Genomic DNA, 21,891 nt, shown 5'->3' with positions numbered 1-21,891 from the left:
GCCTTATCTCATGAAATTCGCTACTCCGCTGACCCTGCTGACGGCCACGCTGCTAACTGCCCCGGCCCTGGCCCAAACCGGCCCGCCCGCCGGGCAGCGGCCCGCCGGTGCCCCGCCCGCCGCCGCGCCCACCCGGCCGGTACTGCCGGTACTGCCCGCCGCCAAAGGCACCGGCCGCCTCGAAGGCACCGTGCTCGATGCCACCACCAAAAAGCCCGTCGAGTTTGCCACCGTGGCCCTGCTGCCGCTGAGTGGCGCCACGCCGCTCGATGGCACCGTGTGCGACGAGAAGGGCCGGTTTGCGCTGAAAGGGCTGGCCGAGGGCCAGTTCCGGCTGCAAATCAGCTTTATCGGCTACGCGCCCCAGACGGTGACCGTAACGGTAAGCGGCGGCCTGACGACGGTGTCCACGGTGCGGCTCGAATCGACGGCCCAGAAGCTGGGCGAGGTGACCGTGACCGGCGAGCGGGACGTCATCGAAACCAAGCCCGACCGCATCGTGTACAACGCCGAGAAGGACATCACCAACAGCGGCGGCACGGCGGCCGACGTGCTGCGCAAGGTGCCACTGCTGAGCGTGGATCCCGACGGCGGCCTGCAGCTGCGCGGCTCCAGCAACATCCGGGTGCTCATCGACAACAAGCCCTCGTCCATCGTGGCCACCAGCGTGGCCGACGCGCTCAAGCAGATTCCGGCCGACCAGATTAAGAGCGTGGAGGTGATTACGACGCCTTCGGCCAAGTACGACGCCGAAGGCACGGGCGGTATCATCAACATCATCCTCAAGAAGAACAACCTGCAGGGCGCCAACGGCTCGGTGGGGTTGGCCGGCGGCAACCGCAGCTCCAACGCCAACGGCTCGCTCAACTACCGCAAGGGCAAAATCGGCATCAACAGCTCGCTGAGCGGCTTTATGTTCTACAGCCCCAACCGCAACGACCTGTCGCGCACCCTGAAGGACGGCAACGGCAACGAGCAGCTGGCTGTGCTTCAGCAGGGCGACGGCAACACGCTGGGCGGCGGTGGTTTCGGCCGGCTGGGGCTCGATTACGACCCCGCCCCGTTCCACAACCTGCTGCTGAACGTGCAGGGCAGCCTGTTCCGCAACAGCGGCAACTACGCGCAGTACAACAACGCGCTGCTGCCGGAGCCCAGCGAGTTCACCCGCGACACCGACCGCAAGTTCCGCACCCAGAGCTACGACATCAACGGCGGCTACACCCGCACGTTTGATGGGCAGAAGGGCCGCGAGTGGAGCGTGCTGGGCCAGCACACGCGCAACCGTAATGTGCAGGACTACAACCTCGACCAGTTTCGGGGCAATACTACGGCCAACGAGGCCAAGGACTACCGCGAGGCCAGCAACAACCTCTCGCGCAACCTCGAAACCACTCTGCAAACCGACTACGCCCAGCCGTTTTCGGCCACCAACTCGCTCGAAGCCGGCGCCAAAGCCATTCTTCGCCGCGTGAGCAGCGTCTACGACGTGGCCAACAGCCCTAGCCTAACGGTTATCGACCCGGTGTTCAACCCGGCCCGCTCCAATCAGTTTGATTACGACCAGGACGTGCTGGCTGGCTACGCGAGCTACGGCTTTGCAACCTCGAAAAAGCTGAGTTTCAAGCTGGGAGCCCGGGTGGAGAACACCCGCGTGAAGGGCCGCTTCGAGGAGCGCCAGGGAAGCGCGGGTGAATTAGAAGGGGTAAGCCAGAACTACACCGACGTGCTGCCCAACCTGAGCCTGAACTTCCAGCCCAAAAACGAGAAGAAACCCGGCGAATCGGTGCGGCTGGCCTACTCGCGCCGCATCCAGCGCCCCCAGATTTTCTACCTCAATCCCTTCCGCAACACCTCCGATACGCTCAACGTCAGCTTCGGCAACCCCGAGCTGCGGCCCGAACTCACCGACAGCTACGAGCTGAACTACACGACGTTCGTGAAGGGCTCGGTGCTGAATTTCAGCGCCTACGTGCGCCGCACCGGCAACGCCATCGAGAGCTACCGCTACGTGGATACGCTGGGCATCAACAACCAGACGTTCCGCAACATCGGCCGCAACGCCACCTACGGCGGCAGCGTGTTTGGCTCGGTGAAGCCGCTGAAAGACTGGAGCGTGAGCGGCAACGTGAACGTGTACTACGTCTCGCTCAAGAGCGCCGGCCTGGGCTTCAACAACAGCGGCGTGCAGTACAACCTGAACCTGAATTCGAGCTACAAATTCAACAAGGACCTGAGCCTGCAATTCTACGGCGGCCTCAACTCGCCGCGGGTGCAGCTGCAGGGCAAGCAGGCCGCCTGGACCTACTACTCGCTGGGCCTGCGCAAGAGCCTGCTCAAGGACAAAGCCGACCTGACGCTGAACGCCGACAACTTCTTCTCGTCTACCCGCAACCTGCGCAGCACCCTCGAAACCGACCAGTTCCGCCAGGAAAGCAACAACTACCTCTACCTGCGCGGCGTGCGCCTGGCGTTCAACTACCGCTTCGGCAAGGTCACGAACCAGCCCCCCAAGCGCCGCCGCGGCATCCAGAACGACGATACCAAGAGCGGTGGCGACGGCCAGCAAGGCGGCCAGCAGGGGAATTAGCCCTGAAGTCAAGACAGAAAGCTCCCCGTAGGAGCTTAACATCGTCGCCAGTTGATAAAAGCAGCCCGGGAATACTACTTCAGCGTGAAGCGAGGTGGAATTCCCGGGCTGCTTTTATCGTAAGTCAGAGTAGGTATATTTAGCACATGAAAGTATCTGTTCGGCTGCTGATTATCACTGTTGCCTTGTTAAGCGCCTGCGCGACGCCGCGTTCCTTGGCTCCACCAACTCCAGCTTATCCCTGGTTTTCGTTCGAGTGGCACATAGCCAAAATCAAAGGCAAGGAGTACAAGGCGGCCATTTTTATACCCGTTAAAATCCAGGCTTTGCAGGGTAATTTCATCGCGCAGTTCGATTTGGGTAGTGATGAAACCCTGCTATACGGCAACGCCCTGAAGAACTATTTTCCCACCCGCGCCCAGCTATACACTCATCTTGATACCACTCGCAGTGGGATGAGCGACTCGGGCATCCGTAACTATGGTACCGTTGGTTTACCCATAGCTTTTGGCCCCGCGCAGGTTGCCCGGCCGCTGTTTATGGAGGGCTATGGAGACGAAGTGCCGGTTGATTCGCTGCACACCAAGTCGCCGAAGTCCGTTGGCACTATTGGGGGCGATTTTGTAGCGGGCAAAGTGCTCGTCATCGACTACCCGCAGCAACGGATGTGCGTGCTCAATTCAGTGGATGCTTACTGGCAGGCGAAAACCACCTTTGTGACGAGTCGGGTTAGCAACAATCGTATGCACATCCCCCTGACCATCGGGCGGCAAACGCACTGGGTACTGTTTGATACGGGGTCTAGCTTATTCTCCTTTACGAGCGATGAGCAAACCTGGCGCGAACTAGCGCAACCGGGACCGCCAACCGACACGCTGACAGTAAACTCCTGGGGTAAGCAGGTATCGTTCTATGCCTCCCCTATGCAGTCGCAGGTGTACCTAGGCACACACCAGTTGCCACCAGCCAGAGCTTGGTTCACGCGCGACCAGCGCCAGTTAGCGTTTCTTAAAGCCGCAAAGGTGGAAGGTATTACTGGTAACGCCTTATTCCAAAACAACGTGGTGGTGCTTGATTTTAAAAACCACCGGTTCGGCGTAGTAAAGTAGCTGGCCGGTGCCCCAAGGTTCTCACCCACATCACCCGAACTTCCCGTGGTAGCGCAGCACTTCCAGCAGCCCTTCGCGGTAGGTTTCGCCAATGGGCAGCGGCGTGCCATGGACCTGCACGCGGTGGCGCTCCACGAATTCGAGGTGGCGCAGGTTGATAAGGTAGGACTTGTGGATGCGCACAAAGCGGCCGGCCGGCAGCTGCTCTTCGAGCTTGCGAAACGACTGCAGAATGAGCAGCTTGCCGGTGGCCGTGTAATACATCAGGTACTCCTTCTGGCCCTCCACGTAGTAAATATCATCCACCAGCACCCGGCGCAACCGGCTGTCGTGGCGCACAAACAGCGCCTCATCGGCAGCGGCCGAATCGGTGGGGGCTTCGGGTGGGGCGGTGCTCGTAGGGGCGGGCGGCAGCAGGGCGGCGCGGGCGCGATGGGCGGCCTGCACGAACCGCTCGAAGGAAATGGGCTTGAGCAGGTAATCCAGCGCCGGCAGCTCGTAGCTCTGCACGGCATAGTCGGGGTGGGCGGTGGTGAAGATGATGCGCGGGCCGCCCGCGGGTAGCAGCTGCGCCAGCTGCAGCCCCGTCAGGCGCGGCATCTGAATGTCGAGGAACACGACGTCCACCGGATTATCCTGCAGGAAGGCCGCCGCCGCCAGCGCGTCGCCAAACTGCCCCTGCAACGCCAGAAACGGCACCTGCCCGCAGAAATCGGCCAGTACCTTGCGCGCCAGCGGCTCGTCATCTACCACGATGCAGTTCAATGGGCGGCGGGTTTCCATGAGGTGAAATGGTGAGGTGGTGAGGTGGTGAGTTGACGTTTGGGTGACGCGAAAGGCGCAGACAGCGTGGGTGTTGTGCATAGTGTAGTGAGGACCGTTGAACGGCAACTCACCATTTCACCACCTCACCATTTCACCGCTACCGGTACCGTCAGGCGCACCGCGTACTCCTCCGCGTTGGCGGTAACTACCAGCGCGTGCCGGCCAGGGTAGAGCAGCTCCAGCCGGCGGCGCAGGTTGGCCAGCCCTACGCCGCCGGGCGGGGCTGCATCGGGCGAGATGCGGTTGCGCACTGTGAAGTGCAGCTGCCCGTCGGCGGGGGCCAGTTGCAGCACGAGGCGCACCACGTGGGGCCGGGCCGTGAGGTCGCCGTGCTTGAAGGCGTTTTCGACCAGCGGCAGCAGCAGCATGGGCGGCAGCAGCAGCTGGCCGGCATCGGGCGGCAGCAGCAGGCGGAAGTCGATGGCTTCGTCGGCCTCGTGGGCGCCGGCTTCTCCGCCCGCGGTGGGCAGGCGTAGCTGCTGGAGCGTGAGGAAACTCTGGAGGTGGCCGATTTCGCGGGCCAGCGGCACGAGGTCGTCGGCGCTGTCGTAGAGCTGGTAGCGCATCAGCTCGGCCAGACGCAGCACTGCTTCGGGGGCCTGGGGCGAGGCGTGCAGCGTGAGCGAGTAGATGTTGTTGAGCGTGTTGAACAGGAAGTGCGGGTGCAGCTGGTTTTTCAGCAGGGCCAGCTCGGTGCGCAGGTGCTGCTGCTCCAGGGCGCGGCGGTGGCGCAGCTCGCGCCAGTAGTCGCCAGCCAGCCGCACAAAGAAGCTCAGCAGCAGAATCAGCCCGCCCAGCAGCAGGTAGTAGGCCTGCAGCACCTGCACGTAGTAGCCCAGCGGCTGCGACTGGCCCTGCACCCGCACCTCATCGAACCCGTAACTGACGCCGATGCGCAGCCCGCAGAACGCCAGCAGCCCCAGCCCCAGCAGCCCCAGGTATGTGCCCAGCCGCCCACGCCGGAACAGCCGGGGCATCAGCAGCCAGTTGAAGTAGAACAGGGCCGAGTCGAGCAGGTCGGCCAGCAGGGCCAGGGGCCAGAAGTTGTCTTGCTGCTGCGGCACCAGCACGCCCTGGCGCAGCAGCCAGTTTTGCCAGTCGATGTAGAGCAGCAGGCCCGCCCAGCCCAGGTGCACCCAGGGCAACTGCCGCAGCCAAGCGGGTAGGCGCGGGCGCAGGGCGGCAGGGGCAAGGCGGGGCGGCGGCAGGGGGTGGGGGCTTGATGAGCCGGCAAAATAGCCAATGCCGGGCGCTTGGGCGTAACTTTTCAACCAGTACCCGCGCCCGCCTCAACCAACCCAGATTGAGCCGCTACCAGTTGCCGCCCGCAGCTAATTGTTGATGTACACCCGGATGAGCTTGGTCAGGATCAAATCCATCTTGCTCCCCAGCCCTTCCAGCTGGCTGCTCATGGCCTCAAAGCGGATTTCCAGCTCCTGCAGCTGCTGGGCCGGCTCGCCGGTGTACGCAGGCTGGCTGGCCGAGGTGGCCGGGGACTGCGACAGGGTTTCGCTGAGTTGGGTGAGTTGCTCCTGGCAACCGGCCTGCTGGTCGCGCAACTGCTGCAGCAGGTGGGTGTTGGTTTCGGTGGCCTGTACCAGTTGCCGGAGCAAAACGGCGTGCTGGCGCAGTTGGGCCGTATGACGGTCGAGAATAGAGGTGGTTTCCGAAAGCAAAGGCTCTAGCTGGTCTAGGCGTTCTTCAGGAGTCATAGGTGGGGCTATGGTAAAATTGCTAGGCAATCTACCACTATTCCCTTAGATTCTGCATATAATGGGGAAATTTCACTATATAATTGTACTAATACTTTGGTGCTTTACTACCGCTCTGCTTTGGTGCCGCCAAGCAAACAAACGTATGGCCTGGCGCCGGCTAAAGGCCTTTTAGCTCGCCGGATGCCAGATATTCCAGGCGGCTTCGGCCTGGCGGCAAAGCATGTCGAAACCGTTTTTTACCTGCGCGCCAGCCGCCAGCCCGCGGCGCATGAACTCGGTTTCGGCCGGATTATATACCAAGTCGTGCAAATAGTGTTGGGGCGTGAGGGCCTCGTAGGGCAGCGGCGGGCAGTCGGCTATGTTGGGGAAGGTACCCAGGGGCGTGGCGTTGATGAGCAGGCGGTGGTCGTTCAGCAGGCGCGGGCTCAGCTCGTCGTAGGTGAGGCCCGGCCCCAGCGGGTTGCGCGAAACCGTCCAGAAACCGATGCCCAGCTCGCGCAGGGCCACCTCTACGGCCTTGGCGGCCCCGCCGCTGCCCAGCACCAGCGCCCGCAGCCCGGCCGGTAGCGGCGCCGGCAGCCAGGCCCGCAGCGACTCGCGGAAACCTACGTAATCGGTGTTGTGGCCCACCAGCCGGCCATCGGCCCGGAACTCGACCACGTTCACGGCGCCCACCCGCGCGGCCGAGGGCGCCACCTCGTTCAGGAAGGGCCAGATTTGCTCCTTGTACGGAATCGTGACGTTGAGGCCGCGCAGCTGCGGGTGGGCCGCCAGCAGCGCCGGCAGCTCGCTGATGCTGGCCAGCTCGAACAGCTCGTAGCGGTGGTTGGTCAGGCCCAGATTGTGGAATTTCTGGCTGAAATAGGTTTGGGAGAACGAGTGCTTCAGGGAGCGGCCGAGCAATCCGAATTCGAGCATAACACGCGGGCAGTTTCAGGTGGTAAGCAACAAAAAAACCGCCGGCTTTCCTTGCGGGGCCGGCGGTTGTTGCCAGTTTGTTTTGGCCGGCTAAGCGCCGCCGACTAGGCCACGGGCTGCTTTTTGCTGAAGCGCGCCTTGCCGAACTCCCACACCACGGGCAGCACCGACAGCACAATGATGGCCAGCACGACCAACGAAAAGTTTTTCTGCACCACCGGAATCAACCCGAAGAAGTAGCCCGCCCCCGTGAGCGACACCACCCACAGCACCGCACCCACCAGGTTGTATGACAGAAACTTGCTGTAATGCATGGTGCCCACGCCGGCTACGAACGGCGCAAACGTGCGCACAATCGGGATAAACCGGGCCAGGATGATGGTTTTGGCCCCGTGCTTCTCGTAGAAAGCCTGCGTGCGCTCGAGGTGCGCCCGCTTCAGGAAGCGCGAGTTTTCGCGGAACACCCGCGGCCCCAGGTAGTCGCCGATGTGGTAGTTGAGCGCGTCGCCGAGCACGGCGGCCACAATCAGCAGGCCCATCAGCAGCCACACATTGAGCGGCGAGCCGGGCAAAGCGGCCGTGGCGCCCGCGGCAAACAGCAGCGAGTCGCCGGGCAGAAAGGGCAGCACCACTACGCCGGTTTCCACAAAAATTATCAGGAACAGGATGGCGTAGGTCCAGATGCCATAGTCCCTGACAATTTCACCCAGGTGCTTATCAAGGTGGAGAACAAAGTCGATGAGGTGCTGCAGGATTTCCATAAGAAGGGGTTGAACCTGCAAAGTAAGCGAGTTACGGCCAATCGGCCGCCGGCAAGGCAGCCAGCCGGGGCCGGCTCAGGCCGGGCGCTGCAGAACCAGCAGGCGGTTGAGCTGCTCCACCTCTATATCCTGCACCGCAAAGCCCAGCGCTTCCAGAAACTCGGGCAGCGGCTGGCCATCGGGCCACAGCTGGGCCGTAACCAGCAGGTTGCACAGCGCCCTGCCGCCGGGCCGCAGCACCCGGTGCAGCTGCTGCCAGAAAGCCGCCCCGCCCAGCTCGGCGGGCAGCGTCAGGTCCAGAAACAGGTCCACGACCACCACTTCGAAATAAGCGGCGGGGGCCGTTGGCAACCAGGCGAAGGCATCGGCGCACACCAGCGCCAGGTCCGGCGCGGGCTGCACGCCGAACTCGTCGGCGGCCACCCGAAGCACGGCCGGGTCGAGCTCGATGGCCGTGATGGGGCCAATGCGGCCCTGCTCGCGGCGCAACAGCGGCAGCACCGAGCCGCCGCCCAAACCCAGCACCAGCACCGGCGCCGTGGCATCGAGCACCGGCACAAACCGCAGCCCGTAGCGCAAAACCCGCTGCAGCGAGCCGTAGCTGTAATTGGCCGAGGCCGTGTTGAGCACCTTGTAGCCGCGCCAGGTAACCACTTCGAGCCAGCCGCTGTAGGCCGAGGGCACCCGCCGCCTGAGCGGCAGCAGGTAGCTCAGCAGGTGGCGGGCGGCAGTCAGCCAGTCGGGCATCGGTTGGGAAGTTGCGTGGTAATGAAGCGGAAGCCGGGTTACAGCAAGGCACCGGAGCCGGGCACGCTGGTGGCCTGCTGCAACCCGGAAAGTAAAACCTCCCGTCGTTTTTCCAAAACCTCCCGATGTCATGGGCAAAACATCGGGAGGTTTTGGAAAAACGACGGGAGGTTTCTGCCGGCCTACGGAGCCAGCGCGGCGGCTACTGCGCAGTTACTGCGCGGCGATGCGCCAGATTTTGCCGGCCGCGTCGTCGGCTACCAGCATGGCGCCGGTGGGCAGCACCGTTACGCCCACCGGGCGGCCGTACACCTCGTTCTTCTCGGCGTTGGCAATAAAGCCGGTCAGGAAATCTTCGGGCTGGCCGGCGGGCTTACCGTTGCGGAAGGGCACAAACACCACCTTGTAGCCCGAAAACTCGGAGCGGTTCCAGGAGCCATGCTGCCCGATGAAGGCGCCGTTGCGGTAGCGCTCCGGAAACTTGTCGGCGGTATAAAAAGCTAGGCCCAGCGAGGCCGTGTGGGCGCCCAGCGGCACGTCGGGCACGATGGCCGTTTTCACCAACTCGGGCTTCTCGCCCTTGCGGCGCGGGTCGACGTGCTGGCCGTAGTAGGAGTAGGGCCAGCCGTAGAAGCCGCCTTCTCGCACGCTGGTCAGATAGTCGGGCACCAGCTCATCGCCCAACTCGTCGCGCTCATTCACGGCCGTCCAGAGCACGTTGGTGCCGGGCGCCCAGTCCATACCCACGGGGTTGCGCAGGCCGCTGGCGTAAATCCGCTCGCCGGTGCCGTCGGGGTTTATTTCGATGATGTTGGCCCGGCGCACTTCCTCCTTCATGCCGTGTTCGCCCACGTTCGAGGCCGAACCCACCGACACGTAAATCTTGCGGCCGTCGGGGCTGGCCACCAGGTTGCGGGTCCAGTGGTTGTTGTAGCCGCCGGCGGGCAGGTCGAGAATCTTCTGGCCTTTGGCCGTAATCGAGGTCTGGCCGCCCACGTAGGGGTAGCGCCACACGCCGTCGGTGTTGGCTACGTAGAAGTAGCCGCCCAGCAGCAGCATGCCGAAAGGCTGGTTGAGGCTGTCGAGAAACACGGTGCGCGTATCGGGGCGGGCCACCTGCCGCTCATCGCGCAGCAGCGTAATACGGTTGGCGCTGGTGGGCCGCAGCGACTTCGACGGGTCGAGTTTGAGGGCGGCGGCCACTTCTTCCTTGGGGCCGGTGGGCACGGTGTTGGACTCGGCCACCAGCACGTCGCCGTTGGGCAGCACGTACATGTTGCGCGGGCTTTCGAGGTCGGCGGCGTACTGCGTTACCAGAAAACCGGCCGGCACGGTGGGCATCGTGGCCTGGGGCCACTCCACTATTTTGCTGCGCTTGGTTACCGATTTGGTGGCGTAGGGCTCGGGCAGCGCCAGCGAGTCAATGTCGGTGGCCACGGTGTCGGCGGGCGTAAGCACGGCCGCCTCGGTTTTTTCCTGTTTGGTCGGGCCACCGCAGGCCGCCGTCAGTAGCAGCGCGGCCGCCGCGAAAAGAGAAGAAATACGGGTCATATAGGGGTAAAATTGCTGAATAATCCGGGGCCAAACTACTATTCGGCCGGTCTATTCTACTTTAACTGATTTATGGCGGCCGGGGTTAGGGCCCCACGGGGGCTGTGCGCCGCAAGCTTCGGGCCAGCCCGTCCGGCCAGCCCCAATCAACCCAACGCAAAAGGCCGCGCAATACGTGCGCGGCCCTGAACGATAATAGCCCGTCGGCGACGGGGAGTGCCTGCTAGCCGCGCGGCATGGAGGTGCCGGGGCGGCCGGGGGCCTTGGGCTCGGGCCGGAACATCTCGTCAATCTGGCTCATATCGAGGAAGTCGGAGAACGTGTCGCCGCGCAAGCCCAGGCGGATGGTTTCGAGGCTGATGATTTCGTTGGGCGCGATGTTGCCCAGGTTCACATTGGCCCCCAGCAGCTTGATAAACCACACCTGCTGGGCTTTCTGGGGGGCTTCCCAGATGATTTTCTCGAACGGAATCTGGGTCAGGATTTCCTCTACCAGGCCCGAGCGCACCTCGCCGGTGCTACGGAACAAACCCACGTTGCCGGCCTCGCGGGCCTCGCCAATCACCTTCACGGCGCCGGCTTCCAGCTCCGTTTTCATCTGCGAAATCCACTTGTAGGGCGGAATGATTTTCTCGGCATCCTTCGAGCCCACCTCGCTCAAAACCTGTACCTGGCTTGAAAGCGTGCGGATAAACTCCAGCTTTTTGTCGTGGTTGAGGTCGAGCGAGCCGTCCGACACCTCGGCGTACTCCATGCCGAACGTGTCGAGCAGGCGCTGGTAGTCTTCGAACTGATTGCGGATGATAAAGGCCTCGAACAGCGTGCCGCCGAAGTACACCGGAATACCGGCTTCCTTGTACACGGCCAGCTTGCGCTTGAGGTTGGGGGCCACGTAGGAAGTCGCCCAGCCCAGCTTCACGATGTCGGTGTAGTCGGCGCCTACTTCCAGGAAATCCTCCACCTCGCGCACGCTCAGGCCCTTGTCCATCACCATCGTAAAACCTTGTTCGCGGGGTTTGGTCGTGCGCTCGGGCAGCTGGCTGAGGGAGTAATTCATCGGGTAGAGTCTGGGGGCTGAAAGGTTGGACGCTGGATGCCAGCGGGGCAAAAGTACGGCCGGATTGGGAATTGCGCGGCTAGGCTAAAACCATCTGTCATTCTGAGCGGAGCGAAGGACCCATACAGCAGCTATACCTAACTGGTTGGCTTCTGTATAGGTCCTTCGCTCCGCTCAGGATGACAGATAGGTTCTTAAAATACTACTTGCGGTACTGGTCAATCAGGCGGGCCAGGGCCTGCTGCGACTCCAGCTCGGGGAAGTAGTCGAACAGCAGCCGGTGCTTGGCGAAATCGAGGGTAAGCGCCTGCTCCAGCGTCTGGTAGGCCTCGCGGTAGCGGCCGGCGGCCAGCAGGTAGGCGCACAGCCGGTAGTGCAGCTCGGCCTCCACCGGGCTGATTTCGAGGGCCGTGCGCATCAGGTCGATGGCGCCATCGAAGTTGCCCTGCTCATAAAGCAGAATGCTCCAGTTCAGCCAGCCGTCCTTGTTGTCGGGGCCGGTTTCGGTGGCCTTCTCGTAGGCTTCAATGGCCGAGGCGAGGTTGCCAATCTGGTACTCGGCGGCGGCCAGCGCCAGCCAGTACTCCACGCTTTCTTCGTACAGGCTCACAGCCTTGCGGAAGAAGTGAATGGCTTCAAAATACTTCTCCTGGGCCTGCATGATGATGCCGATGCCAAACCAAGCCTCGTCCATAGTAGGGTCGAGGTCGATGGCCTTCTGGTAGAAGCGACGGGCCAAATCCCACTCGGCCAGCTTCTCGTGGCACTCGCCGATGTTGCACAGCGCCTCGGCCGTGGGCAGGCCCTCGGCGTAGCTCAACTCGAACTCGGTAATGGCCGCCCGGTAGCGCTCCAGCGTTACGTAACAGCTGGCCAGGTAGCCGTGGGCGTCGTAGTACTGCGCGTCAATCAGGATGGCGTACTCGAAGGCGCTGATGGCGTCATCGACCTTATCGGCCCGGAAATACGCCTGCCCCAGGTTGTACCAGGCCAGCGCCGAGTACGGATCGTCGTCGGTGAAGCGGCGGAAGAATTCGAGGTTGTTCTCCAGCCGCTCGCTCACCTCCAGGCAATACAGCAGCTCCTGCACGGCCACGTCGTTGTCGGGGTTGAGGCGCAGGCTCTGCTTGTAGTACTTGGCGGCGCTCTTGTATTTCTGCCAGCTCTGGTAGGCCAGCCCGAGGTTGAAAAAGATGTCGTCGCGGTCCTCGGTCGTCTCTACCGCTTGCAGAAAAAACGCCACGGCCTCGGCAAACTCACCTTTCTGGGTGGCGATGATGCCGCGCGTAACGGCCACATCGGGGTTGGTCGGGTCGAGGTGGGCCACGTCCTCAATCTGGGTGCTGGCGGCGGCGTACTCGCCCTTCATGGCCAGCACCTGCGAGCGGTCAATCAGCAGCTCGGTGCTGAACGGGTACTGGGTAATAGCGGCCTCGCAGGCCTGCAAAGCGCGGTCGTACTGGGTGTTGGAAGTGTAGTGGTCGATGATGTTCTCAAAATCGGCCAGGTCAAAAAATACGGGCTCGTTGCGGTCTACCATGTCCTCAAAGCGGCGCACGGTTGCCAGCACTTCGTCCCGGTCTTCAAAGTTCTCGTTCATTCTCATGCGTCAGCTAATATGAGGAGCTGTTAGCTAGAAGCCGTCAGCGGTTAGCTTTATTTACTACGTCAATTGTCAGGCTACGGCTACCGCTCTCATGGGGCAGAAGCGCCAAAAAGGCAGCCCCAGCACCAACGACAGTTGCTTGCGGGCGCCGTAGGCCCTGCATTCAATATACAACAACCGCACCCAAAGGTGAGTTGGTGAACTGGTGAAATGGTGAGTTGATGTGCTGGCTTCCTGCTGGCGCAAACGGCGTAACGGCGCCAGTAGTCCAGGTAGGACCCTATAACGTCAACTCACCATTTCACCAACTCACTATTTCACCAATTCCCGGCAGCACCAGCGGATAGTTTCCGGCAAAGGTCGGAACTGGCGGCCCAATTCGCGGCAGACTTTATCGGCCGGGTACTCGATGGGCCGGCGGCCGGCACGGGCCGTGTCGCGGGTGATGAGCGGGCGGGCGCCGGTCAGCAGGCTCCGAACATGCTCAAGGCGCCAGATAGTTTCGGCCGCCCAGCCCGGCACGGCCACCGTAGGCGGCTTTTTGCCGAAGCAGGCCGCCATCAAACCCAGCACCTCGGCCAGCGGCCAGCGGCCGGCATTCAGCACGTACCGCTCGCCGCTCTGGTCGGTGTCGAGGGTGAGCTGGGCCAGCATTTCGGCCACGTCGCGCACATCGACCAGGTTGAGGCTGGACGGCGTGTAGAAGCGGTGCTCGTTGTGGGCGTAGCGGAACAGGCGGGTGCTGCTCCGGTCCCAGTCGGCCGGCCCCAGCACCACCGAGGGGTTCACCACCACCGCCCGCAGGCCCTCCGATATGCCTCGCCACACTTCCAGCTCGGCCAGGTATTTGGACGTGGCGTAGGCGTTGTGCTCGGCCCCCAAATCCCACTGCGCCTGCTCATCGATGCGCAGCGGTACGCTCGTGGGCAGCTCGCGGGCCGCGGCCGCCGCACCGCCCCCCAGCGCCGCCACCGACGACACGTAGCCCAGCCGGATGCCGGGCCGCTCCAGGCAGGCGTCCACCACGTTGGCCGTGCCCTCCACATTCACCCGCAGCAACTCCTCCTCATCCTGCGGCGCATACGACACCAGCCCGGCGCAGTGGAAAACGTACGTTACGTCCTGTAGCGCCGCTCGCAACCCCAGCCCATCGCGCACATCGCCCGGCACCCATTCCACGGCTTCGGCCCCGGTTACCACAGGCGGCGCCTCGCCCCGGTAAATAGCGCGCACCGGCTGCCCGCGCCGCGCCAGCTCCGTCAGCAGAAAGCTGCCCACTAACCCCGTGCCGCCGGTTACCAGAATCATTTGTTTGGTGCTTAGAGCTTAGTTGATTGTGCTTAGTTATTGGAGTCTGGTTTTGATGAGGCAACGGTGTACTGCTTCGCAGCTGGTCGTAGAACGCCCTAAGCACTAAGCACAATCAACCAGGCACTATAATCATAACGTGTTGTTGAGCAGAGGCAGAGCCAGGGCTTTGGCCAGGTAGGGGGAAGTCAGCGTTTTGGTGCGCAGCGTGTCGAGGTGCTTGACGTGGTGAGTGTCGGAACCCAGCAAATCCACGAGGCCTCCGTCAATGAGCTTTTCGGCCACCCGCTTGGCGCCGCCCGAGTAGTAGCCGCTCAACGAGTTCAGGTTTACCTGTAGCAGCACGCCCTGCTCGCGCAGCCGCTCCAACTCCTCAAAGCGGCCGTAGAGGTAGGTGTAGCGCTCGGGGTGGGCCAGCACCGGCTGGTAGCCCGCCGCCTGCAGGTTAAACACCGTTTCGCTCAGGTTGAAAGGCTCGTTGATGTAGGACGTTTCGAACAGCACCAGCTGCCGCTCGCCGCCAAACGTCAGCAGTGGTTCCTGCTGCTCCAGGCGTCGGCCGAAGCTTTCGTCGAGGTAGTATTCCGCGGCGCAGTCCAGTTCCAGACCCGTAATACCAGCCGCCGCCGCGGCCGTTTTCAGGGCCGCCAACGCCCCCCTGATACCCTCGGGCGTATTGCGGTAGAAGTCGCCCATAATGTGGGGCGTCAAAATCAGCTTGCGGTAACCAAAAGCCTGCAGTTGCCGCAGCAGTTCCAACGAATGCTCCAACGTTTCGGCGCCATCATCGAGACCCGGCAGCAGGTGCGAGTGCATATCGGTTTCCAGTAAGGCCAGCGAGGCAGCCGGCAGGGCCGGCGCAGAAGAGCCGAACAGCTTACTGAAAATCGACATAGCGCTAGGTCAGGTTAAGAAACGCGCTGCCGAATCCGGCTCAGCAGACCGCCTTTCGGCGCGTCGCCCTCATCGTAGTAGCCCTGCCCGTAGCCGTAACCATACCCGTAGCCATACCCGTAGCCGCTGGTGGTCTGGGCATCGTTGAGGATGGTCGTCAGCTTGGTAAAGCCGTTGGTGCGCATGAGCTTATTGATGTTCTTGAGGAACGACTTCTTGGAGTAGTTCGCGCGTACAATGTAAATCGGAACATCGGCCTTGCGCATAATCAGGATACCATCGGTCACCAGCCCTACCGGTGGGGTATCGATAATAATGACATCGTAATGCTGGTGCAACTCGGCAATCAGCGGGTCGAAGGTGCCGCTCAGAATAAGCTCTGACGGGTTGGGTGGCGTCGGGCCGGCCGAAATAAAGTCGAGCGTTGGCAGACTAGTGTGCTGCACGCATTCCTGCCAGGTATGCTTTTCAATCAGAATAGTACTGATGCCCTTGGTATTCTCCGAGTCGAAAGCCAGATGCACTTTGGGCTTGCGCATGTCGAGGTCGAGAATAACTACGCGCTGGTCAGAAGCCGCAATAATACCGGCCAAGTTTACCGTCACAAAAGTTTTGCCCTCGCCACTAATAGTAGACGTGACCGAAATCAGCCGCTTCTTTCTAGAAGTAGCCATAAATTCGAGGTTGGTCCGAATTGAGCGGATGGATTCCGACAAGGCCGACTTGGGGTTGCGGTCGACTACCAGCTTCGAGACGGCCATTTTCTCTTTGTCGTAAGTCGGAATCACGCCCAGCACCGGCGCGTGGGTGTTGCGCTCCAGTTCCCGGATGTTGGTCACAGTATTGTGCAGCAGGTAACGCACGGCCACCAGCCCCAGCCCCAGCACGATGCCGGCCGCCAACCCGATGGCGTACACAATCAGCTTCACCGGTGAAATCGGCACGGCCGGAGAGGCGGGGGAGAGCACCTGAAAGTCAGCCGTGGCGCCGGCCATCGAAATACCAAACTCGATTCGCTTATCGAGCATCATCAAGTTGTACTTCTCGTACAGTTCCAGTGGCCGTTGGAGCCGGGCCTGCTCAGTGTACTTGTCCGGCAGGCCTCGCAGCTTGGACTCCAGCTCAGCCCGCTTACCCAGCAGCTTTGCCTCCTGCGCCCGAATCAGTTGCTGGTTTTTGCGCAGGAGCTGCCGTATTACCTTCTTGATATCAGTAATATATTGCTCTTTGGCCTGCATAGCCAACGTGGCGCCTGGCTGATACGAAAGCAGCGCCCGTTTCAGGTCGAGTTGGGCGTCGCTCAGTTCGGTGATGCGTTGTACGAGCTGGGCATCCTTCACTTCAGCCAGCGCCGGAATGCTTTGCATTACGTCGCCGTCGGCGCGGGTTGTGAGCTGTTCCCGGTCCAGCAACTGGCCCACATCGTTCATCATCTCGCTCTGTTGCTGCAGCTTGGCCCGCTCTTCCTCCAAGGTCTGAAGCAGGCCCGTCAGTTGGGATACTTCGCCCTTCACATCGTAGGAGCCGGTGCGTTTCACGAAGGCCTCCATGTTCTCTTCGGCCTGGCTGAGGCTTTGGTTGTTGGTGCCCAACTGATCGTTGATGTAGCGAAGCGCACTAGCAGCCTGCTCACGTTTGCGGGCCAGCTTTTCTTCTAAGTACACGGCATCCACCGCATCCACAATGTCGCGCGCCTTGGCCCGGTTGTGGTCAGTGAAAGATATACTGATGGTGTTAGCATCTAGGTTGACAATGTCAACCAGCAGGTTGGTGTTGAAGTAATTGCTGAGAGCCCCTGGACTATTAATAAGGAACGAATACTGCCCGTCGAGAGCCGCCGGGTTAAAATCCCGGGTTTGCCGTACTGTTAGCCGGAAGCCAGCCGCGGTAAAGGGCTGGCCGATTACCTGCTGCTGTTCAGTGCCCCCCAAGGCTTCGGGCAAAATCAGCTCAAAAGTGGTTGGCGAGAGAAAGCGTAAGCCAATCTTCTGGTCGAAGACGGCATCGGCCGTGGCTTCGTAGGTCACTTCGAAAGGCGAAGCCCCGTAGATTTCAGTTTCCAGTACCGTTCCCTGCACGTAATAATTTACGTCGAGGGCCAGCGAGTCATTGAGGCGGCTATAAATGATGTCGGACTTAATGAGCTCGACTTCGCCCGATAGCTTGGTAAGACTTTGTTTCTGCTCTACGGCGCCGCCCAAACCGCCCAGACCCAGTACGCCAGCCTCCGTTTTTTCGTCAATCTTAAGCGTAGAAGTGGACTTGTATAGTGGCGGCGTGTAGCGCATAAACAGCCACGAGGCCGTCAGGCCCAGCGCTATCAGCAGTAGCATCCAGGGCAGGCTGCGTCGGGCCACCGTCAGCAGCGTTGTCAGGTCCAACCCGCCGCCGTCATCTTCCTCCTCGGGTTCTCCACCGGCGTTGCGGATCAGTTCTTCCAGTTCCGCGTCTTCCTTAGCTGCCATTCACGTAGATAATCAATGAGAAAACGTTTGGCTAGTTGCTCTTACTGCCAAGCTGCGAAACGAAATAGATGGTGCTCACAACAGACGCAATGCTGCCAATCAGACCAAACAAGGGCAGGGCATCCTGTAGACCCTCGTAAAAAGGCCGTCGGATAGGCTCAACATATATAATATCGTTGGGTTCCACCTGCAGGTTGGCCCGGCGCATACCTTCAATAGTTGTCAGGTCGATGAGCTGCACCTGGGGGTTCTTCAGGCTGCCCCGAATCAGGCGAATGTTGTCGGCGCGGCCGGCACGGCCCGAGGCCGTAGTACCTGCAAAAGCCCCCTCAATGCCGCCAGCCGTGGCCAGCACTTCGAGCAGGTTCATGTTATCGTTGTACATCTGGATAACCTGGCCCGAACCACCGGAAGTGGCTCCGAGCACGATAATCCGGTTGTTGGCAACGCGGGTCGTGACGAATACGCCTTTGTAAAATTCGTTGTATTTGGTTTGCAATAGGCTATCGGCTTGCAATAGCGTCAGCCCTGTCAGCCGCTGGTACCCCACCATTGGCAGGCGCACAATACCATCATGCTGCACCAGAAACTGGGTGCCATTTTGGTTCTGCTGGTTTGACTGCTGCCCATTCTGCCGGCCACCAGACGAAGACTGCGGCCGGCTAACGCTCGTACTGCCGCCTCCGCCGCCTATAGCATTGCCGAATTGCAGCTCACCATTGGGGTCAAGGATACGCTCGCCTTCATTGGTGTACACGCGCACTTCGAGGTAGTCGTTGGGCTGGATGAGGTAGTTGCGCTCGGCCCGGTTCACGACGTCGCGTAGGCGAGCCGTGTCCATGCGGCCGGCGCCATCGGTGCGGAACAAAATATTTTGCTGATGCACGCGGGCAGCGGAGCAGGAGCCTAACCAGAGTGCGGCAGGGAGGCACAGCAACCAAAGCGTCAGGAGGCGGCGAAGCGGGGAGTAGGGCATGCAAACCGGCTCGAACCGGATTCAGTAGGAAAAAATGGCAGGCAAATACCGCGCCTGAGCTGGGCGGTATTTGCCTAAAAACCATCAAAGAAACCGAATAAACCGGGCCCGTCAAAATCGGAGGCCCCTGCGGCCGGAATCCTGTACTGGCAGGGGCGGCCGTAAAATCGTACTTTCGCGAACCCAAAGTTGGGCGTTGCTGGTTGTATGAGCCCCGTCCAACTTCTTTCACCCCACCCACCCAACCCTTACATATGGAACTGGTAGCTACCGAAAATCAAACCATGATTGCCCAGATGGTGCGCGACTTTGGCGCCCAGCACATCAAGCCCCGCATGATGGAGTGGGACGAGTCGCAGGAGTTTCCGAAGGAGGTGTTCCATAAGCTCGGCGAACTGGGCCTGATGGGCGTTTTGGTGCCCCAGGAGTATGGCGGGGCCGGTTTCGGTTACGTCGAGTACGTGACGGCCATTGCCGAGCTGTCCAAGATTGACGGCAGCATTGGCCTGAGTATGGCGGCCCACAACTCGCTGTGCACCGGCCACATTCTGCAGCACGCCTCCGAGGAGCAGAAGCACAAATACCTGCCCAAGCTGGCCTCCGGCGAGTGGATTGGTGCCTGGGGGCTGACCGAGCCCAACACCGGATCCGACGCCGGCAACATGCGCACGGTGGCCGTTGAGGATGGCGACTATTACGTACTTAACGGTGCCAAAAACTTTATTACCCACGGCAAATCGGGCAACGTGGCCGTGGTGATTGCCCGGACCGGCGAAGTAGGTGACTCGCGGGGCATGACCGCCTTTATTATTGAGCGCGGTACGCCCGGTTTCGAAGCCGGCCGCAAGGAAGACAAGCTCGGCATGCGGGCTTCGGAAACCACCGAGCTGATTTTCATCGACTGCCGCGTTCCCAAGGAAAACGTGATTGGCAAAATCGGCGACGGTTTCGTGCAGGCCCTGAAGGTGCTCGACGGCGGCCGCATCAGCATTGCGGCCCTGAGCCTGGGTATTGCCCAGGGCGCCTACGAGGCTGCCCTGCAGTACTCCAAGGAGCGCCACCAGTTCAACCAGCCCATCAGCAACTTCCAGGGCATCAGCTTCAAGCTGGCCGATATGGCGACCGAAATTGAGGCTGCCTCGCTGCTCACCTACCGCGCCGCCGACATGAAGGACCGCGGTCAGAACGTGAACCTGGAGTCGGCTATGGCCAAGCTGTACGCTTCCGAAGTAAGCGTGCGCGTGGCCAACGAGGGCGTGCAGATTTTCGGCGGCTACGGCTACACTAAGGACTACCCGGCCGAGAAGTACTACCGCGACGCCAAGCTTTGCACTATCGGCGAGGGTACTTCGGAAATTCAGAAGCTCGTTATTGCCCGCGCCATTCTGAAATAGGTAATGTTCGGGTAGCGTAATAGGAAGCTTGGCTTTGTTACGGGCATCCTGTCACGCTATAATTCGTATTCTACTGCGCCTGACTTGCAAAGAAGCGAAACGAATCCTTATCTTTGCGGCCCTTCATAGTTGATTTTCTAAGTTCACTGCTGATATGCTCATCGTCCAAATCAAAGAAAACGAGTCGGTTGACCGTGCGCTCAAGCGCTTCAAGAAGAAATTCGAGCGCACCGGCGTTCTGAAGGAGTTGCGTCGTCGCACCTTCTTCCAGAAGCCTTCCATCACCAACCGCAAGCAGAAGCAGAAGGCTATCTACAAGCTTTCTACTTACGGCCCCGACGCAGACCCGAAGTAAGCTCCTGCCAACGGCTTAGCCGTAATTCTGACGAAATTACCCGGTCGATTTGCTCTTACGAGCGAATCGACCGGGTTTTTCGCGTTTTAGCGGGCCGGTTTGTTTGCTGGGTTGAATTGCCTACATTGGCAGTCCGCCCTTTGGTTGCTGCCCGTTTATGGAGTTATTCTTCGATTATCTGCGCTTCGAGAAGCGCTACAGCCCGCACACGGTGGTTTCGTACCAGACCGATTTGCGGCAGTTCGGCGAGTTCCTGAAAGCCACCTACGAGCTCGACGACCCTACCCAGGCCGACCATACGCTGATCCGCTCCTGGGTGGTGGCGCTTATGCAGCAGCAGCGCGACCCGCGCACCGTGAACCGCAAAATTGCCTGCCTGCGCTCTTACTACAGTTACCTGCTGCGCACCGGGGCTATCCAGAAAAACCCGATGCTGCGCATCACCTCGCCCAAAACGGCCAAGAAGCTGCCCGACTTTGTGCCTGAGGAAAGCCTCAACCAGCTGCTCAACTCGTTTGAATTTCCCGACACCTTCGCCGGGGCCCGCGACCAGCTGATTCTGGAGCTGCTATATGGCACCGGCATGCGGCTGTCGGAGCTGATTGGCATCCGGCCCGCCGACCTGAGCCTGACGGGCGGCACGGTGCGGGTAACCGGCAAGGGCAACAAGCAGCGGGTGGTGCCGCTCAACCCCAGCTTGGTGCAGGTGCTGGAGCGGTATATAGCGCGGCAGCGGCACGAGTTCGGCAGTAGCGGCAACGCCACCGCGCCGCTTCTCGTTACAGACAAAGGCGAGCCGCTGTACGAAAAACTGGTTTACCGCACCGTGAAGCACTATCTGAGCCAGATAACCACGGCGTCGGGCCAGCAGCATCCGCACGTGCTCCGCCACTCCTTCGCCACGCATCTGCTGGGCAAAGGAGCTGATTTGAACGCCATTAAAGAACTGCTCGGACACGCCAATCTGGCCGCTACACAGGTATACACCCACCTGAGTATCGACCGGCTGAAGTCCGTTTTCGAGAAGGCCCACCCCAAGGCCTGATGGATTTATTGTTTACCCTTAACCCCCTAGTCGATGAAAGTACAGATCAACTCGGTGCATTTTGACGCCGGCCAGCCCTTGCTCGATTTCATTCAGCAACGCCTCAACAAGCTCGAAACCTTCTTCGACCGCATAACCGAGGGTGAAGTCATCCTCAAAGTGAACAACAAAGACGGCATTGCCAACAAAACCGTAGAATTCAAGCTGATGGTGCCCGGCAACACGCTGTTCTGCGAGGAAGACGCGCCTACTTTCGAAGCCGCTACCGATGCCTGCTACGAGGCCATGCGCCGCCAGTTGGTTAAGCACAAGGAAAAGCTGGTGAACTACTAGGCAGCAGCAAGCTGCCGGCCTCAACCTGCATTTCTTACTCATAGAAAAGCCCCGTCTGACTAATCAGACGGGGCTTTTTGGTTCGAGCTCGATTGGATAATCAGCGGCTGATATAATACGCAAACTCGCCTACTGCATGACCAGCTTTAAAGATGAAGAGGACTGATAGTGCCACCAGCCCAATCTGGACAAAAGGCTGGACAAAAGGGTTACGTGAGAGGCGCAGCAGCTGCCGGATGGTGGTG

Annotated in this window: 19 protein-coding genes; 6 read left to right on the top strand and 13 right to left on the bottom strand. The window is 60.9% G+C overall.

All coding sequences use genetic code 11. The features are described from left to right. Nucleotides 1-10: 10 nt before the first annotated feature. Nucleotides 11-2,587: a TonB-dependent receptor domain-containing protein gene (locus tag H145_RS0100900; RefSeq protein WP_019946248.1), complete on the top strand. Its 2,577-nt coding sequence runs from the start codon at nt 11-13 to the stop codon at nt 2,585-2,587. A 146-nt stretch (nt 2,588-2,733) separates the two neighbouring features. Then, on the top strand, nt 2,734-3,696 hold the full coding sequence (locus tag H145_RS0100895; protein ID WP_019946247.1) for a hypothetical protein: 963 nt from the start codon (nt 2,734-2,736) through the stop codon (nt 3,694-3,696). 30 nt (nt 3,697-3,726) lie between these two features. Here the strand turns inward: H145_RS0100895 and H145_RS0100890 are convergent, their stop codons facing one another. From H145_RS0100890 to H145_RS19350, 13 genes are all read right to left on the bottom strand, one after another. After that, nucleotides 3,727-4,479: a LytR/AlgR family response regulator transcription factor gene (locus H145_RS0100890; protein WP_019946246.1), complete on the bottom strand. Its 753-nt coding sequence runs from the start codon at nt 4,477-4,479 to the stop codon at nt 3,727-3,729. Nucleotides 4,480-4,604: 125 nt separating this feature from the next. Then, a complete protein-coding gene (locus H145_RS19365; RefSeq protein WP_240471640.1) occupies nt 4,605-5,657 on the bottom strand; it encodes a sensor histidine kinase in 1,053 nt (350 codons plus the stop codon). 195 nt (nt 5,658-5,852) lie between these two features. Continuing rightward, nucleotides 5,853-6,233 (bottom strand): hypothetical protein, encoded by a 381-nt coding sequence (locus tag H145_RS0100880; protein ID WP_157540922.1) that lies wholly within the window; start codon nt 6,231-6,233, stop codon nt 5,853-5,855. 171 nt (nt 6,234-6,404) lie between these two features. After that, complete coding sequence (locus H145_RS0100875; RefSeq protein WP_019946243.1) at nt 6,405-7,154, bottom strand: shikimate dehydrogenase family protein; 750 nt, start codon at nt 7,152-7,154, stop codon at nt 6,405-6,407. A gap of 104 nt (nt 7,155-7,258) precedes the next feature. Next, entirely contained in the window at nt 7,259-7,915 is a 657-nt protein-coding gene (locus tag H145_RS0100870; protein ID WP_019946242.1) for a DedA family protein, read from the bottom strand. Nucleotides 7,916-7,990: 75 nt separating this feature from the next. Next, nucleotides 7,991-8,662 (bottom strand): spermidine synthase, encoded by a 672-nt coding sequence (locus tag H145_RS19360; protein ID WP_019946241.1) that lies wholly within the window; start codon nt 8,660-8,662, stop codon nt 7,991-7,993. 213 nt (nt 8,663-8,875) lie between these two features. Then, a complete protein-coding gene (locus tag H145_RS0100860; protein ID WP_019946240.1) occupies nt 8,876-10,213 on the bottom strand; it encodes a PQQ-dependent sugar dehydrogenase in 1,338 nt (445 codons plus the stop codon). 223 nt (nt 10,214-10,436) lie between these two features. Further along, entirely contained in the window at nt 10,437-11,270 is an 834-nt protein-coding gene (locus H145_RS0100855) for a phosphosulfolactate synthase (RefSeq protein ID WP_019946239.1), read from the bottom strand. A gap of 202 nt (nt 11,271-11,472) precedes the next feature. Then, nucleotides 11,473-12,870, bottom strand: a complete 1,398-nt coding sequence (locus H145_RS0100850; protein ID WP_019946238.1) for a tetratricopeptide repeat protein — start codon at nt 12,868-12,870, stop codon at nt 11,473-11,475. Between the two features lie 318 nt (nt 12,871-13,188). Continuing rightward, complete coding sequence (locus H145_RS0100845; protein WP_019946237.1) at nt 13,189-14,184, bottom strand: NAD-dependent epimerase/dehydratase family protein; 996 nt, start codon at nt 14,182-14,184, stop codon at nt 13,189-13,191. 132 nt (nt 14,185-14,316) lie between these two features. Further along, nucleotides 14,317-15,078, bottom strand: a complete 762-nt coding sequence (locus H145_RS0100840) for a tyrosine-protein phosphatase (protein WP_019946236.1) — start codon at nt 15,076-15,078, stop codon at nt 14,317-14,319. 14 nt (nt 15,079-15,092) lie between these two features. Continuing rightward, entirely contained in the window at nt 15,093-17,543 is a 2,451-nt protein-coding gene (locus tag H145_RS19355) for a GumC family protein (RefSeq protein WP_019946235.1), read from the bottom strand. Nucleotides 17,544-17,574: 31 nt separating this feature from the next. Next, complete coding sequence (locus tag H145_RS19350; protein ID WP_240471638.1) at nt 17,575-18,429, bottom strand: polysaccharide biosynthesis/export family protein; 855 nt, start codon at nt 18,427-18,429, stop codon at nt 17,575-17,577. 344 nt (nt 18,430-18,773) lie between these two features. On the opposite strand from H145_RS19350, the gene H145_RS0100825 reads away from it, so the two are divergent. The 4 genes from H145_RS0100825 to hpf all read left to right on the top strand — a co-directional run bounded on the left by H145_RS0100825 (nt 18,774) and on the right by hpf (nt 21,646). Beyond that, a complete protein-coding gene (locus H145_RS0100825; RefSeq protein ID WP_019946233.1) occupies nt 18,774-19,913 on the top strand; it encodes an acyl-CoA dehydrogenase in 1,140 nt (379 codons plus the stop codon). A 154-nt stretch (nt 19,914-20,067) separates the two neighbouring features. Further along, a complete protein-coding gene (gene rpsU / locus H145_RS0100820; protein ID WP_019946232.1) occupies nt 20,068-20,268 on the top strand; it encodes a 30S ribosomal protein S21 in 201 nt (66 codons plus the stop codon). Nucleotides 20,269-20,425: 157 nt separating this feature from the next. Further along, the gene (locus H145_RS0100815; RefSeq protein ID WP_019946231.1) at nt 20,426-21,313 is read left to right on the top strand and encodes a tyrosine-type recombinase/integrase; all 888 of its coding nucleotides are present in this window, start codon (nt 20,426-20,428) and stop codon (nt 21,311-21,313) included. 33 nt (nt 21,314-21,346) lie between these two features. Continuing rightward, complete coding sequence (gene hpf, locus H145_RS0100810) at nt 21,347-21,646, top strand: ribosome hibernation-promoting factor, HPF/YfiA family (protein WP_019946230.1); 300 nt, start codon at nt 21,347-21,349, stop codon at nt 21,644-21,646. Nucleotides 21,647-21,891 lie beyond the last annotated feature (245 nt).

Origin of the sequence: Hymenobacter aerophilus DSM 13606, assembly GCF_000382225.1 — a bacterium.
Taxonomy (GTDB): Bacteria; Bacteroidota; Bacteroidia; order Cytophagales; family Hymenobacteraceae; genus Hymenobacter; species Hymenobacter aerophilus.
The sequence above is the reverse complement of the archived record's forward strand: the minus strand, read 5'-3'. Positions and strand labels throughout refer to the sequence as shown.